19 protein-coding genes are annotated in these 15,203 nt (G+C 53.5%); 7 read left to right on the top strand and 12 right to left on the bottom strand.

The window, feature by feature from the left end:
* Positions 1–45 precede the first annotated feature (45 nt).
* From CWI35_RS17690 to CWI35_RS18730, 7 genes are all read right to left on the bottom strand, one after another.
* Positions 46–2,235, bottom strand: a complete 2,190-nt coding sequence (locus tag CWI35_RS17690; RefSeq protein WP_119877966.1) for an alpha-galactosidase — start codon at positions 2,233–2,235, stop codon at positions 46–48.
* Between the two features lie 111 nt (positions 2,236–2,346).
* Positions 2,347–4,005, bottom strand: coding sequence for a glycerol-3-phosphate dehydrogenase/oxidase (locus tag CWI35_RS17685; protein WP_023634029.1), 1,659 nt, complete (start codon positions 4,003–4,005; stop codon positions 2,347–2,349).
* Positions 4,006–4,163: 158 nt separating this feature from the next.
* Positions 4,164–4,718 carry a glycerol-3-phosphate responsive antiterminator gene (locus tag CWI35_RS17680; protein ID WP_013144936.1) on the bottom strand — a complete coding sequence of 185 codons (555 nt, stop codon included), beginning with the start codon at positions 4,716–4,718 and terminating at the stop codon, positions 4,164–4,166.
* A gap of 15 nt (positions 4,719–4,733) precedes the next feature.
* The gene (locus CWI35_RS18375; RefSeq protein ID WP_162924034.1) at positions 4,734–4,889 is read right to left on the bottom strand and encodes a hypothetical protein; all 156 of its coding nucleotides are present in this window, start codon (positions 4,887–4,889) and stop codon (positions 4,734–4,736) included.
* 17 nt (positions 4,890–4,906) lie between these two features.
* Positions 4,907–6,304, bottom strand: a complete 1,398-nt coding sequence (locus CWI35_RS17675; RefSeq protein WP_119877965.1) for a HAMP domain-containing sensor histidine kinase — start codon at positions 6,302–6,304, stop codon at positions 4,907–4,909.
* Positions 6,301–6,975, bottom strand: a complete 675-nt coding sequence (locus tag CWI35_RS17670) for a response regulator transcription factor (protein ID WP_011231642.1) — start codon at positions 6,973–6,975, stop codon at positions 6,301–6,303. Before CWI35_RS17670 ends, CWI35_RS17675 begins: the two co-directional genes overlap by 4 nt.
* 167 nt (positions 6,976–7,142) lie before the next feature.
* Positions 7,143–7,265, bottom strand: a complete 123-nt coding sequence (locus CWI35_RS18730) for a hypothetical protein (protein WP_011231643.1) — start codon at positions 7,263–7,265, stop codon at positions 7,143–7,145.
* A 230-nt stretch (positions 7,266–7,495) separates the two neighbouring features.
* Between CWI35_RS18730 and CWI35_RS17665 the strand changes: the two genes are divergently transcribed.
* On the top strand, positions 7,496–7,960 hold the full coding sequence (locus tag CWI35_RS17665) for an Hsp20/alpha crystallin family protein (protein ID WP_119877964.1): 465 nt from the start codon (positions 7,496–7,498) through the stop codon (positions 7,958–7,960).
* Between the two features lie 115 nt (positions 7,961–8,075).
* Here CWI35_RS17665 and CWI35_RS18370 read toward each other — a convergent pair whose 3' ends face one another.
* A complete protein-coding gene (locus tag CWI35_RS18370; RefSeq protein ID WP_162924033.1) occupies positions 8,076–8,237 on the bottom strand; it encodes a hypothetical protein in 162 nt (53 codons plus the stop codon).
* Between the two features lie 83 nt (positions 8,238–8,320).
* On the opposite strand from CWI35_RS18370, the gene CWI35_RS17660 reads away from it, so the two are divergent.
* Positions 8,321–8,506 (top strand): hypothetical protein, encoded by a 186-nt coding sequence (locus CWI35_RS17660; RefSeq protein WP_011231645.1) that lies wholly within the window; start codon positions 8,321–8,323, stop codon positions 8,504–8,506.
* On the top strand, positions 8,506–8,760 hold the full coding sequence (locus CWI35_RS17655; RefSeq protein WP_011231646.1) for a sigma-G-dependent sporulation-specific acid-soluble spore protein CsgA: 255 nt from the start codon (positions 8,506–8,508) through the stop codon (positions 8,758–8,760). Before CWI35_RS17660 ends, CWI35_RS17655 begins: the two co-directional genes overlap by 1 nt.
* Positions 8,761–8,843: 83 nt before the next feature.
* Here the strand turns inward: CWI35_RS17655 and CWI35_RS17650 are convergent, their stop codons facing one another.
* Positions 8,844–9,191: a YppG family protein gene (locus CWI35_RS17650; RefSeq protein WP_011231647.1), complete on the bottom strand. Its 348-nt coding sequence runs from the start codon at positions 9,189–9,191 to the stop codon at positions 8,844–8,846.
* A gap of 285 nt (positions 9,192–9,476) precedes the next feature.
* On the opposite strand from CWI35_RS17650, the gene CWI35_RS17645 reads away from it, so the two are divergent.
* Complete coding sequence (locus CWI35_RS17645; RefSeq protein WP_011231648.1) at positions 9,477–9,677, top strand: YppF family protein; 201 nt, start codon at positions 9,477–9,479, stop codon at positions 9,675–9,677.
* Positions 9,678–9,796: 119 nt separating this feature from the next.
* Positions 9,797–9,967 carry a hypothetical protein gene (locus CWI35_RS18365; protein ID WP_013144930.1) on the top strand — a complete coding sequence of 57 codons (171 nt, stop codon included), beginning with the start codon at positions 9,797–9,799 and terminating at the stop codon, positions 9,965–9,967.
* 81 nt (positions 9,968–10,048) lie between these two features.
* Here the strand turns inward: CWI35_RS18365 and CWI35_RS17640 are convergent, their stop codons facing one another.
* Both CWI35_RS17640 and CWI35_RS17635 read right to left on the bottom strand, forming a co-directional pair.
* Complete coding sequence (locus tag CWI35_RS17640) at positions 10,049–10,432, bottom strand: YppE family protein (RefSeq protein WP_015375251.1); 384 nt, start codon at positions 10,430–10,432, stop codon at positions 10,049–10,051.
* A gap of 116 nt (positions 10,433–10,548) precedes the next feature.
* A complete protein-coding gene (locus tag CWI35_RS17635; protein ID WP_013144928.1) occupies positions 10,549–10,791 on the bottom strand; it encodes a hypothetical protein in 243 nt (80 codons plus the stop codon).
* A 224-nt stretch (positions 10,792–11,015) separates the two neighbouring features.
* On the opposite strand from CWI35_RS17635, the gene recU reads away from it, so the two are divergent.
* Both recU and CWI35_RS17625 read left to right on the top strand, forming a co-directional pair.
* A complete protein-coding gene (recU, locus tag CWI35_RS17630; protein WP_011231652.1) occupies positions 11,016–11,618 on the top strand; it encodes a Holliday junction resolvase RecU in 603 nt (200 codons plus the stop codon).
* Positions 11,619–11,651: 33 nt separating this feature from the next.
* The gene (locus CWI35_RS17625; RefSeq protein ID WP_119877963.1) at positions 11,652–14,342 is read left to right on the top strand and encodes a penicillin-binding protein 1A; all 2,691 of its coding nucleotides are present in this window, start codon (positions 11,652–11,654) and stop codon (positions 14,340–14,342) included.
* Between the two features lie 103 nt (positions 14,343–14,445).
* On the opposite strand, the gene nth is transcribed toward CWI35_RS17625, so the two are convergent.
* Entirely contained in the window at positions 14,446–15,117 is a 672-nt protein-coding gene (gene nth, locus CWI35_RS17620; RefSeq protein WP_011231654.1) for an endonuclease III, read from the bottom strand.
* Between the last annotated feature and the right edge of the window lie 86 nt (positions 15,118–15,203).

Genomic DNA, 15,203 nt, shown 5'->3' with positions numbered 1-15,203 from the left:
ATTCGTTTATGACTGGTGCATAGACTCGAGCGACAGCATCCCTTCTTATCGTTGAACAGCTTTCAATCGCCACATCATGCTGATAAAATCGCCAGAGCGGTACGGCAAGGCCACTCCGGCATACATCAGCTCGTCGCCGCCGTAAACGCCAAGTCCCTCGATTTCGTAGTCTTGATTCGGGTCAAGCCCTTTTAAGCGCAGGTATGACAGCGGCGCGTTCGCTTCGGCCAGAACGCGGAAGTAGGCGACGAGCGCTTCCGAGCGGTCGGCAGAGACGAACATCCACGCCGCCTCGTTGCCTTCAAACGGGCTTAGCAGTCGATAAAACGTGCCGAACTGGACGAGGCGGCGTACGTCCTTGTAAAACGCGACTTGTTGCTTAATCATTTGTTTTTCTGTTTCCGTCAATTTCGTGATATCGAGCTCATAGCCGAAGTTGCCTGACATCGCGACATGGCCGCGCGTCTTGAGCGACGCCACCCGCCCGACTTGGTGGTTCGGCACCGCCGAGACGTGGGCGCCCATCGCACTAATCGGATAGACGAGGCTCGTGCCGTATTGAATTTTCAGGCGTGAGACGGCATCGGTATTGTCGCTCGTCCATGTTTGCGGCATATAATACAGCATCCCCGGGTCAAACCGCCCCCCGCCTCCTGAGCAGCTTTCAAACAAAATGTGCGGAAAGCGCGAGGTCATCTCGTCCATGACGCGGTACAGTCCAAGCATATAGCGGTGCGCCGTTTCGCGTTGGCGCTCAGGCGGCAGGGCAGCCGAGCCGATTTCCGTCATATGGCGGTTCATGTCCCATTTCACGTACGTGATCGGCGCGCTTGCGAGGACGTTCGAGATCGTCTCGATGATATAGTCGCAAACGTCTTCGCGGGAATAATCGAGCACAAGCTGGTTCCGCCCTTCAGAGCGCGGACGGTTCGGCACATGGAGACACCAGTCGGGATGCTTCCGGTACAGCTCGCTGTTTGGCGACACCATTTCCGGCTCGACCCATAAGCCGAACTGGAGTCCAAGTTCGTTTACTTGTTTTGCCAGCCCGTCCAAGCCGTTCGGAAGCTTGCGCCGGTTGACGATCCAATCGCCGAGCGACCGGCGGTCGTCATCGCGCTCGCCAAACCAGCCATCGTCAAGCACAAACAGTTCGATGCCTAGTTTCGCTGCCGTTTTCGCAATGTTGACGAGTTTTTCTTCGTTAAAATCGAAGTACGTTGCTTCCCAGTTGTTGATCAAAATCGGGCGTTCGCGGTCGCGGAATGCGCCGCGCGCCAGGCGGGTGCGGTACAGTTCGTGGTAGGTTTGCGACATCCCGTTCAACCCTTGGTCGGAGTAAACCATGACCACTTCCGGCGTTTGGAACGACTCACCCGGCTGAAGCAGCCATGTGAAATCAAACGGGTTGATTCCCATCGAGACACGGGCGGTGTGAAACTGGTCGACCTCGACTTGGGCGAGGAAATTGCCGCTGTACACAAAGCTGAACCCGTATACTTCGCCTTGGTGTTCATCGGCGTTTTTGGCGACGAGCGCGATAAATGGGTTTTGTTGGTGGCTGCTCGCGCCGCGGCGGCTTTCCGCCGCTTGCACGCCGGTCACAAGCGGGCGGCGCTCGATCCAGCGCTCGCGCCCCCACGCTCCGGGGAGATGGATCCAATCATAGTCAGCAGTTGGGAAATCAACGCTCATACTGAGCGCACGCAGCAGTTTCAACCGCTCGCCGCCTTTGTTTTCAAAACGGGCCGCGCGCGTGATGACGTTCCATTTTTCATACGCCGTATACTGCAACGTGACCTCTAGACCGATCAGCGCATCTCCAAGGACAATTTCGAGCGTCTCCGCTTCCTGTTCATGCTCCACGTATGTCGCCGGCAGTCCGTTAAGTCTAGGCTTCCCTTTGTAAATGCGGTGCGTTTTGTAGCGCAAATCGGTCACGGTCGAGCCGTTCTCAAGCTGCACTTGATACGCCGGAGAACGAAAATCGGTATTCCCATAGGCTGGATATTCTTGCGGCAGCGTATCGAGCGAAAACGTGCGGTCGGATGGGGCGAGATTGGGGGAAAACGCGCGGTCCAGCCGCGAAAACCTCCGCTCCCCCCGAACATCGCGCACCGCTTTTCCCCAATAGATATGAGCCAAATAGCCGGAGCGGAAAAGCTGCATCACGTAGCTTGCCTTGCCCGCCCGCAAATGAAACTGCTTCGTTTGCGGATTGTATGTAACCGCCATCCTCTTCCCTCACTTTGATTTTTTATTTAAATTTTACTTAATTTTTACGAAAAGATCCATCAAAAAAGCGCCTGGATTCAGGCGCTCATCATTTCCTTCATGATCATTGGTTCACTTCGCTCCTTCCTCTGCCAACACCGCTCGTCGCAGTTCCTTGTCGAGTTCTTTCTCATACACGTCCCGCTCTTCCCCCGTCCACCCCAAATACCGCGCCATAAACGCAACAACCGCCTCTTTCTCCCGCCGGACAGAATCGATGTCAAATAACAGCGCTCCGGTGCGGCGGATGAAGTAGTCGACCGGTTTGGCCGCCATTTCTTCCTCCATGGCGTAGACGAGGCGGATGAACGTTTCGCGCGTTAAGCCAGACGAACGGTCGTATTGCTGGCTTAAAGCAAACAGCTGGTCGACATTTGTGCCGTATTGTCTCGCCAGCCGCGCTCCCGCTTCTTTCGTCAATCCATAGCGCACCGCTTCGTCCGCTTTTTCGGCGATGAAGGCAGGGAGGCGGTGCGAGCCGCCGACATCGCCGCCGGAGATCGGCAATTGTTTCGTCTGGCATGGACGGAACGTTTTCCGCTCTTCTTTTTCGAGCTGCTTAGCGACGAGGTCGACGACGGTCTCGGCCATTTTCCGGTAGCCGGTCAGCTTGCCGCCGGCGATCGTAATGAGGCCGGATGGCGATGTCCAAATCTCGTCTTTGCGGGAAATTTCCGACGGGTTTTTCCCTTCTTCATAAATGAGCGGACGGACGCCAGCCCAGCTCGACTCGACATCGTCGGCAGTGACGCCGACGGACGGGAACATGTAGTGAATCGCCTGCAATAAGTAATCACGGTCTTCTTCGGTCATGGCCGGATGAGCGGGATCATCGTCATAAAATGTATCGGTCGTGCCGACATACGTTTTCCCATCCCGCGGAATGGCAAACACCATCCGGCCGTCCGGGGTGTCAAAATAGACTGCCTGCTTGAGCGGAAAACGCTTTTGATCGATGACGATATGGACGCCTTTTGTCAGCCGAAGCCGCTTGCCGGTTTTCGATCCGTCTTTGTCGCGCAGCGCATCAACCCACGGTCCGGCGGCATTGACGACTTTTTTGGCGCGGATGTCATACACTCGTCCGCCGATCAGGTCGCGGCAGCGGGCGCCGATCGCGCGGCCGCGCTCGTCGTACAAAAACTGTTCGGCTTTTACGTAGTTGACGGCGTCGGCGCCAAGCTCGACCGCTTTTTTGATCACTTCGATCGTCAGGCGGGCATCGTCGGTCCGATACTCGACGTAATAGCCGCCGCCGATCAGGCCGTCGCGCTTTAAGAGCGGCTCTTTTTCCAACGTCTGCCGGGCATCAAGCATCGTGCGCCGCTCGCTTGGCTTGACGCCAGCCAGCCGGTCATACAGCCAAAGGCCGACCGACGTGCTCCATTTGCCAAACGTCCCGCCGCGATAAATGGGCAGCAGCATCCACTCCGGTGTGGTGACGTGCGGGCCGTTTTCATACACAATCGCCCGTTCGCGCCCGACTTCCGCGACAAGCTTCACCTCGAACTGCTTCAAGTAGCGCAAGCCGCCGTGAACGAGCTTCGTCGACCGGCTTGACGTGCCGGCGGCAAAATCTTGCATCTCGACAAGCGCGACCGTCATGCCGCGCGAGACGGCATCCAGGGCGATGCCAGAGCCGGTGATCCCTCCACCGATGATCAGAAGATCATATTGTTTTTCGCTCATCGCTTGAAGAACATCGCTCCGATGTTTGCTTGAGAACGCCATGCATGATTCCTCCTTTGAAAAAGACAAAAAGAGACCATTGCAAACACGATAAGCCTTTCGCCTACCATGCATGCATGGTCTCTCCCTGTCTCCTGACTGATGATTAACTTGTTACCTTTATTGTAGCAGACTGCGGCCGATTTGACCAGCTCAACGCATTATCCATTGTAGTGGCGCCATAATGTTTCGTTTGACGTGGTCACCGCCGCCGCCCCAGCTGCAAGCGCCCGCTCGACATCATCGACCGTGCGGATGAGCCCGCCGGCGTAAATCGGTTTTCCGGTCCGTTCTTTCACTTCGCGGATGATGTGCGGCATGGCGCCCGGGATGACTTCAATGCAATCCGGATTCGTTTTGGCGATCAGCTGGTAGCTTTTCTCTAAAGCGTGGGAATCGAGCAAAAAGATGCGTTGCACGGCCAAGACACGCTTTTGGCGCGCCTTCATAATGACGCCCGCTTTCGTGGAAATGAGGCCATGAGGGCGGAACTCTTGGCAAAGGTATTCCGCCGCATGTTCATCATGACTCAGCCCTTGCACCAAGTCGACGTGAATGATCAACTCCTTGCCATGCCGGCGCGCATAGGCAAAGATGCTTTTTAACTGGGCAATATGCACCTCAAGCAACACGCCGACCGTGTAACCGCTTGACAAAAAGGCGTCAAATTGCTTCATCGTTTTAATGGCCGGAATGATGCGCTGTTTCGCTTCCATTTTCTTTTCTTCGATTCATCCTCTCATTTTGTCGATCTCATCTAAGCATGACAGTGACATCATCGTCCGCGGTTTGCATGTCGCGATTTTCACCCCGCGCTTGCGGAATTTTTCAACGAGGTGATGAATCCCTTTTTTGCTTGCCGCCTCTTCCTCATGGGGATGTCCCATTGCCTCACGCTCCTCTCCTATTCCGCTTTCGGAATGGCGAGCTCCACCGTCGTTCCTTTCCCAACTTCGCTTTCCAACGCAATTTGCCCGCCGTACTTATCGATGATCTCCTTGGCGATCGAAAGGCCGAGCCCGGCGCCGCCTTGTTCGCGGCTGCGCGCCTTGTCGACGCGGTAAAAGCGCAAAAAAACGTTTTTCAGCTCTTCTTTCGGAATGCCGATGCCATAATCACGGATGGACACGATGACAAACGGCCCTTCCTCGCGCAAGGAAATCGCGATTTGTTTCACTCGCTGAGAATATTTTACCGCATTGTCAAGCAAAATGAACAGCAATTGTTCAAAATGATGTTTCGCCATCGCCGCGCGCGCAATCGGCTTATCCGGCTGGTCAATCAGAAATTGGAAATCCGGGTGCAAGACGCGGAAATTTTTGACGACTTGTCCGACAGCCGCCGCGGCATCCATCGGCGCGACCTCATCCGGCACCGTGATCGCCTCGGCGCGCGACAAGTCAAGAAGCTCGAGAACGAGCCGCTTCAGCCGCTCCGCTTCTTTCACCGCCGCCTCGAGCGATTCTTCTAAAATCTCTGGATTGTGCTTCCCCCACCGTTGCAGCAACGAAAGATGGCCTTGCAAAATGGCAAGCGGCGTGCGCAGTTCATGGGACGCATCCTCGACAAATTGCCGCTGCATGGCGAACGACCGCTCAATTTCATCCATCATGCCGTTGAACATCACCATCAGTTCCGCAATTTCATCGCGCGCCGGAGGCACATCAATGCGCCGTTTCAGCCCGTTGTTTTTGATGTCGGCCATCGTTTTGGCCAGCGTTTGCAACGGCCGGACGAAGCTTTGCGCCACGAACCGGCCGGCGACAGCGCTTGCGGCCATGGCCAAAAAGCCGATCGCCGTCATGATGAGAAAGAGCGTGTTGGTCACTTGCTGGAACCTCGCCAGCCGGCGGGCGATTTCGATCGTTCCATGCAAGTTGCTGATATGAATCGGCTGACGGAGCAGCAAAAACCGTTCATTGTTGATGAAATGCTCATCCATTTTCCGCTTGTCGGGCATCTCGCTCGGCGATAGCGACACCGCTGCCCCATTTGAAACGGAGACGATGACGTTTCCTTTCTCATCCGTGACGCGAATGAGTTGGTATCGTTCATTCAACCTTTCCAAAAACGCGCGGCTGCGGCGAATCCCTTCCCATGATAGATTACGTTTTTCCGCGTAATAGGTTTCAATTTCCGCCACCGTTTGTTCCATCGTTTTTTCTTCTTCCTTCAGCAGCCATTGTTTCACCACATGATATTGCAAAAACGTAAACACAAAATACGTAATGAAAATCGCCCCGGCAGACAAAACGGTCAGCTTCCCTTTCAGCGAAAGCCGGCGAATCGCCTCCCTCTTCATGGCCGCATCACATATCCCGTGCCGCGCACCGTTTGGATATACCGCTCTTTATCGTGTTCGTCAAGCTTTTGCCGCAAGTAGCGGACATAGACGTCAACGACGTTCGTCTCGACTTCGGCGTCAAATCCCCACACTTTATCAAGGAGCGCATCACGCGTCAAGACGACATTGATGTTTTGCATAAAGGCGACGAGCAAGTCGTATTCCCGCTTCGTCAGCTCAATAAATTCGTCTCCTTTTTTCACGGTGCGCGCCTGCACGTCAACGACTAAATCTTTAAACGTCAACACTTGGGCGTTCGCTTCCGGATGAACGCGGCGGAACAAGGCGCGGATGCGGGCGAGCAGCTCTTCAATGGCAAACGGTTTGACGATGTAGTCATCGGCCCCGTTATCGAGCCCCATGACGCGGTCAAACACGCTGTCGCGCGCTGTGATCATGATGATCGGCGTCGATTTCGCCGCCCGGATGCGGCGGCATACTTCCATGCCATTTAAACGCGGCAGCATCACATCAAGCAAAATGAGATCCCACTGCTCCGAAAGAGCGAGCTCGAGCCCTTCGCGTCCATCGGCGCATACATGCACGTCAAAGCCTTCGTGCTTTAAATCAAGCTCCAAAAACCGGGCGAGCCCGGCTTCATCTTCAATCAATAAAATACGTCCGTTCATCAGCTGCTCCTCCTCCATTGCGGCTGTTTGCTTTCATTTTATACATCTTTCACTATACACAACAAATCATCCACCGCCAACGGGCAGCCAGCAGTCAAAAAAGGAATGGGGCGCCTGTTAGGGACGCCCTCAAAAATGAATCGGCAAAAAGCGGCGCAGGCAGCTGTTTATGAATGGCGGTCAACGATCCAATCAACAATGGCTTGAACGATTTCAAACACTTGATAAGAAAGAAGCGACACGGCTGTTCCCGAAAAAAACAATGTCACCAGCCAATGAACCCAATGCATCGCGCCATCCCTCCTCCCGCCGCCGGGCAACCGACAGCGTTATTGATGTGCATCTCATGGATGGTGGTGTCATTATATTCCATCCGGGTTAAAACAAGATGAAAACTCTCTAAAAAAGTATGAAGTAGCTTTTTTTGCGCTCTGTACATACATTGACAGTGAATCGCTTTGCCAATCGGCAGCGTCCCGACAGAACCATTTCGCTGTTTTGAAAAAAGGAGGAGAGCGCAATGAATGAATCGTTTCAACCACCAGCCAATGGGGGAGGCCATCACCCGTTCCATCATTTGCGGAAAATGATGAATCAATGGTTTGATGAACGGCCGCTGCAAAAACTGTTTGAAACGCTCGATGACTATTTCGCACAAACGTTTGCTGCCGCGTACATTCCGATCGAGGTGAAAGAGACGAAGCACGATTACCAAATCATTGTCCGGCTGCCTGACATCAAAAGGGAACAAATCAGCTTGCAATGGCAGGAAGACGGTTTGCAGCTCATCATCGACCACCATGAATGGATTGAATCGTCAGACAGCCACGGCCATGTATACGAACGCCGCCACGCACGGCGGCGCGTGGCGCGGCTGATTCCGTTTCCGTATCCGGTCGCTGAGCATGAGGTGAAAGCCTCGTTTCAAAATGGGACGCTCACCATCCAGCTGCCGCAAAAACGGAAATATATCGATATCGATTGAAGACGATCCAGCCTGTGTGTGCGTTCAAAAACCATTTTGGCAACGGCCAGCGCCGCGCTTGGGCGTGAAACAAGCCGTTCCCTGCATGGGAAGCGGCTTGTTTCTTGTCCATCTTCTATTGTTTATGGAGTGAATTTCCAGAACGTTCGCCCTCTTCCGGCGTTCCTTTTTTGATCACCCATTCGTTGGCGATTTCCTCACGGTTGTTCGTGTATTTGTTTTTCCGCTTCCAGTTGTCGTTGCGGTCTGTCACCGCCGCCCCCTTATGGTTTGCCATTCGCTTGCCTTGCCGCGGCCAACACGATGCATACATACTTTCTCGGCTGACAAGCTACGCTACTGATAGGAGGTGCAAAACGAATGGCGAAACTGCCCGATTTCAAACAATTGAACGACCGACTGATCAACGAGCCGTCTGATGAGCCGATGCTTGTCATCAAAACAAACCTCGACCCGGACCGCGTGACGGAAGAAAATCCGTACGTCCAAGGCCGCACAAACACAAGCAAAGAGTTTGTCTCTTTTTTCGAAGGGGGCGGACGATGATGGAACAAACACTCGCTTACTTGCGCGAAGTGCTGTCCAACTATTTGGATCACCACGGCGACACCCCAAAACGCATTTACAAAAAACTGATCAGCAAACCATACCGAGGCGAAGGGGAATTTGTCCGCGACTTGACGCAAGAAGAAAGCGCCTTTTTGGATCGCATTTTGCCCCATGAAATCCGCTATGCGATGGATGAGCGCGATTATGAGCGCGTGTATCAGCTCAATGAAGTGTATGAATTGCTCATTTGACAACGTGAAAACCGCTCCCCGTGCAAACGGCGGAGCGGTTTCCCTTTTTCAAGCGCGCTCGACCGTCGCGCCATGACGCGGTTTCATTTTTTAAACGTACCGAGCAATCCTTTCAACACGCCATTCACTTGATTGACCGTATTGATCATTTGCCCCACGGTACTCATCATTTTGTTGATATCGTACGTTCCGTCGCTGTTTTTAAACTGGGCGAGAAACGACGGGCGCGGCGGCGGCAAAAGCGGCCCCGGCTTTGGGTATGACGCCGGATGGGGAGGCGGGGCGGCATGGGTGGACGGAAAAAAGGGCCAGTGCCCCGGCGCCGATGGAAAAGATGAACCTCCATAGTGGAAGTAAGGATGATAATGGCTGCCTAAGCCATACGGACCATACGTGGGCGGTGGTAAAACCGGGCGCGAGTAACGATGCATATTCCTTCTCCCCCATTGTTGGTGTCCATTCCCCCTTGCCTAGAAAGCGGCGCGTACAGGCAAGATGCGGCCGTGCGCTGTTTCGCACGCAAACGAACAACATTCATGCTGATGAGCCACCAACCTTCCAGGCCGAAGAGGTGGGCTGCCACTAGTATATGTGACGGCGCCCGATGGCGTGTACGGACATGTCATCTCTTGTCGGAAGTTTTAATTTTCCGAAATCATTCTTTCTTCCTATTTTCATGGTACGATGTAAAAAAGGGGGAAGGGGGAAAAGCATCAATGAACGTGACGGAGTTAAAGCATAAGTTTATGGCGGTCAAACATTGCGAACCGGCTGAGGCGAACGAACTGCTTGATTTTGCCCGCCGTCTGTATTTGCGCGGGGAAATTTCGCTCGCCGAGTACCGCGATCTCGTGCGTGAGCTCGAAAAAGCCGGCGCCTCTCAGCCGGATGAAGCAGGGGAATACGCTGGGCTGTAGGACGATGAGGGAGCTTTTCCCTTCTTTTTTTTGCCCCTGTTCCTCAAGACGCATAAAAAACGATGTTTCTTCCCACCCTAAAGAGGCAAGAGGAATTGTCGTACAAGGGGGGATTGGCGATGGGTCGAGGCGTCCACTTTAACCATAAATTGAAAGGCCATGACCATGAAAAGCCGAAACATGGAAAACCAGCGCCGCCCAAGCATACGGAGCGGGTCGAATACGAGATCAACACCGTCGCTACTGCAGAAGGCGGCCCTGTCTCGATCACAACAGGCAAAGACACATAAAACAAAAAAGGGGGCTAATCCAAAACGCACTCGCGTTTTGGGTCAGCCCCTTTTTCCGTGCGGCCGCTTTCTCCTGCCCCGTCAAAACCTCTCCTTGCCTGCTTCGCTCGTGTCGTCAAGCCGTTCCTTGACAAGCGCCAGCGTATAAGCGACGGCCTGGCTGTATTGCTTGATGCGGCGCTCAGGAACGGATGGATAAAAGGCCTCAACGCACAGCTTCGCCATATGGTCGGCGGCGGCCTCAATTTGCCGCTCATGGACATATTTCGGCCGCGCATGGCGGACCCAGCGGGAAGCGGCGTCCTTCCACCGTTCGGCAACGGCCTGCACCTCTTCGGCCATCGGTTTCACGTCGCCAAAAAAATCCGGCTCCTCGTTCTGCTCGCGGGCGCGCCGGGCGATCAAAAGCAACTGTTCGTTGTATTGTTGCAGCCGCTTCGTCAACGCCTTAAGCTCTTTTTCCATGGCGCCTCCTCCTTTATCCATGCCGGCAAATCCGGTTTGCCCTGTGCCCTATGGCCCGGAGAACGGATGCGTTTTGCCGCGATGCGCTTCTGTTTGATGATACCATATCAGCCGGCTTACACGAAATACAATTTCGACGAAAGCGGAAGTGCAGCGCTCTGCTTCTCCTTCTCAAGCCGCTGTTCCACGCCGGCGATCTGCCCTTCAAGGCGCCCGAGCTGCGCTTGATTTTGCGCATAACGCTCTTCGATGACATCGGCGATCACTTTTTCCATTTTCGCATCGACCTGCTCGATGAGTGCAACTATTTCCTGCAGCTGCTTTTCGATCTCCTCTTTTTTCACGAGCCGTTTTTCCATTCCCTCTCCCCCATTTCTCGCATGATGATATTCCATTCGCGGCGGGAAGGACGACTCCTGCTGCGGCGACAAAAGTAGAACGAATTCGGCAAAGAAAGTGGCAAGCAGCCGCCATTCGACATTGACCTCCTTCGCTTGCCTTCAGTCGAAAGGAGGAAAAGAAAAAGAGCGCATATGACCGGAGCGTATGGTATAATAAAAACCATTCAAAGGAGATGAACGCGATGGCACTCAAATACCCGAGCGGAAAAGAGTATCGCGGAAACAAGCCGAACGCCGCGCGCCGGCCGGCGGCCGATTATGCCAATCGCGGCATGACGCTCGAAGACGACTTAAACGCGACGAATGAATATTACCGGGAACGCGGCATCGCGGTCATCCATAAAAAGCCGACCCCGGTGCAAATCGTGCGCGTCGACTATCCGAAACGGAGCGCCGCCGTCATTACCGAAGCCTACTTCCGGCAAGCGTCGACGACCGACTACAACGGTGTGTACCGCGGCAAGTACATTGACTTTGAGGCGAAAGAGACAAAAAACAAAACGGCGTTTCCGCTGAAAAATTTCCACGCTCATCAAATCCGCCATATGGAGCAAGTCGTCGCCCACGGCGGCATTTGTTTTGCGATTTTGCGTTTTTCTTTGCTCAATGAAACGTATTTGCTTGACGCCTCTCATTTGATCGCTTGGTGGAACAAACAGGAAGCCGGCGGACGAAAGTCGATTCCGAAACAAGAGATCGAACGGCATGGACATTCCATTCCGCTTGGCTACCAGCCGAGAATTGATTATATTAGTGTAGTAGACAACGTGTACTTCACCCGTTGAAGTGAAAACTTGTAAGAAAGGCAGGATTTGCTTATGTCTGGTGAATATCGTTCTCGCGTAGAACGAAAGCAGGCAGCGAAACAAACGAAACAGAAGAAAGCGAAAACGAAACGAGGAAGATCGTGGTTAAAAACCATCGCCATTGCGATATTGCTGATGATGGTCCTTGGCGCCATCGGGGGTATTGCCACTTTCGCCTATTTCGTTAAGGACGCTCCTCCGCTGGATGAGGCCAAAATTAAAGATCCGCTTTCTTCCGTCTTGTACGATATGAATGGAAAACAAGTAGCGGAGCTTGGCGGCTACAAGCGAACGTACATTTCGTATAAAGACGTGCCGAAAGTGCTTGAAGATGCCGTCTTGGCAACAGAGGACGCCCGCTTTTATGAACACCACGGGATCGACATCGTCCGCTTGGCCGGCGCCGTCCTCGCCAACATCAAGGAAGGATTTGGTGCAGAAGGCGGCAGCACGATCACCCAGCAAGTCGTCAAAATGACGTTTCTCTCATCCAAAAAAACGCTGGAACGGAAAGCGCAAGAAGCGTGGCTCGCGCTGCAGCTTGAACAAAAATATTCGAAGCATGAAATTTTGGAAATGTACTTGAATAAAATTTATTATTCAGACGGCATTTATGGCGTCGCTCGCGCCGCCGAATATTATTTTGGCAAGACGGACTTGAAAAAGCTCACTCTTCCGGAAGCAGCCTTGCTTGCCGGCATGCCGCAAAGTCCAAACCGGTATAATCCGTATGACCATCCAGAGGCGGCAAAAAAACGGCGCGATACGGTATTGTCGCTTATGGTGAAACATGGCTTTATCAGCCAGGAAGAAGCGGAAAAAGCGAAACAAGTCCCGATTCAATCGATGCTGACAAAACGGAAAAAATCGCAAAATGATGTACCATATGACGCCTTCATTGACGAAGTAATCAAAGAAGTGACCGACAAAGCGAACGTCAACGTCTTTGAAGATGGGCTGAAAATTTATACAACGCTCGATCAAAACGTTCAAACATACGTAGAAAAGCTATTAAACTCTGACAAATACTTTACCAATAAGAAGGATTTGCAATCCGGCATCGCCGTCGTCGACACCAAAACAGGCGCCATTCGCGCGTTAGGCGGCGGTCGCCATCGCGACAATATCGAATTCGGCTTCAACTACGCAATCCAACCGGTCGGCCAGCCCGGTTCGACGATCAAGCCGATTTTGGACTACGGGCCTGCGATTGAATATTTAAAATGGTCAACCGCGCACATCCTAGTTGACGAACCGTATACGTATTCAGACGGCACGCCAATCCGCAACGCCGGCGGGGGATATATGGGGCCGATCACCTTGCGGACGGCACTGGCAAAATCACGCAACATCCCGGCATTAAAAACGTTCCAAGCCGTCGGCAAAGAACGGGCACGAGAATTCGCTAACCGACTCGGCATGGGCTTTGATGAAGTATATGAGCCTTACGCTATCGGCGGAGTATCCCGCTACGTATCGGTGCTGCAAATGGCTGGAGCGTACACTGCTTTTGGTAATAACGGCGTCTATACGAAGCCATATGCCGTGACAAAAATCGTCTTCCCGGACGGCACGGAAATGGATTTGCAACCCAAACCAAAACGAGTGATGCACGACTATACCGCCTACATGATCACGGACGTGCTGAAGTCTGTCATCCGCTCCGGAACAGGTCAATTGGCCAATGTTCCAGGACTTGAGCTCGCAGGCAAAACAGGGACGACGAACTATGGGAAAGATGGAGCAAAATTCGGCCTTGACCGGGACGATGTGCCGGACAGCTGGATTGTCGGCTATACGCCAAACTATACGGCGGCCATTTGGGTCGGCTTCAGCAAGCGAAGCAACACGGCAAAGCTTGATAAATATGAGCAGAAAATCCCGAAATATTTGCTCAGAGACATCATGTCCCACATCGATGACGGCAGTGGGGAATTCAAACAGCCGGACAGCGTCGTCAAGCTGCCGATCAAAAAAGGCACAAACCCGCCGAAGCTCGCCGGCAAATACACGCCGGAAAGCGAAATTACGTATGAATTGTTCGTGCGCGGCACTGAGCCGACGGAGACGGCGAACGACGTGCCGGAAGAACTGCCGGCGGTGAAAGGGTTGACCGCTGTGTACGACCAAGCGGCGAACGCCATCTCGGTTTCGTGGTCATACGATGAGCAAACCGATGAGACGATCTTCGAGGTGCGCGTCAAAGATGGCCAAGGTCAAACGAATACGATCACCACAAAAGACCGTTCGATCACGATTTCCAATCCGACGCCAGGATGGACGTACACAATCGCCGTGTACGCAAAAGACGGCGAACGAATGAGCAAACCGGCCATAGCCAGCGTTCATGTCCCCGGCGGAGAAGATCAAACTCCCGCGCCACAACAACCGGGGGATGACAGCCAAGGCAGCGGCGGGCAAAACGGCGGCACCGATCAAGGCAACAGCGGGAATAACGGAAACGAAAACGGTCAGGGAAACAACAATGAACAAAACGGCGGCGCAAGCGGCGGACAAGAAAATGGCAACAGCGGCGGGGCCAACCAAAACAATGGCCAAACGGATGGAACAAACAACCAAGGAACGAACAACAGCGGCCAAACGAACGGAACGAACGGTGGAACGGGTGCAAACAGCGGAACGCCGCCTGTCTCCCCGCCGTTAAAAAACGGATCCGGAGCGGGTCTTGGCACCCGTCCATAACCGTTGCATTCCCAAAAAACGGATGGCTTTTGCGCCATCCGTTTTTTCATGACCGACCGGCATGCTGCTGGCCCTTCTTCACCAAGCCCTTTCACGGCTCCGTTCACTTCTGATTTGCCGCTTTTTCCTCCCGTTTTCGCATCCGTTTTTTTCCTTCACGGCATAAATGAAGAAGAGGACATGACGGACATTGCGGAGACTGTGCCTTGCAATGGTAGCGGCCGAAAAAAATCATTCGGTGGTGGGTGATCGACCATTCTTCTTTTGGAATGATTTTCATCAGCGTCTTTTCGACTTCCAAAACCGAGTCGTCCCAGCGGCAAAAGCCGAGCCGTTTGCTGACGCGCTCGACGTGTGTATCAACCGCGATGGCCGGCACGCCGAACGCAACGGACACAACGACGTTCGCCGTCTTCCGCCCGACGCCCGGCAGCTTCATCAACTCATCGCGGTCGCGCGGCACTTCGCCGTTGTACTTGTCAATCAACATCGCGCACAGCTTTTGAATGTTTCGTGCTTTGTTCCGATATAAGCCGATTGAGCGGATATCTTGCTCGAGCTCCTCAAGCGGCACCGCAATATAATCGTGCGGCGTCCGATATTTTTCAAACAGCCGTTTCGTCACCTTGTTGACGAGCGCATCGGTGCATTGCGCCGACAAAACAACCGCAATCAGCAGCTCAAACGGATTGCGGTGCACCAGCTCGCAATGCGCATCTGGAAACATTTTGGCCATCTCATCCAAACAGTAGCGGATTTGTTGCTTTGTCAGCACCTCGTCTCCTCCTTATTGCCATATTGGCCCGAACAAAACGACGCCTTTTACCGGTTCGATTGGCCATTTTTGGACAAACAAAAACG

It is taken from the genome of [Bacillus] caldolyticus (assembly GCF_003595605.1).
Lineage (GTDB): Bacteria > Bacillota > Bacilli > Bacillales > Anoxybacillaceae > Geobacillus > Geobacillus thermoleovorans.
This window is presented reverse-complemented; position numbering and strand designations above follow the sequence as displayed.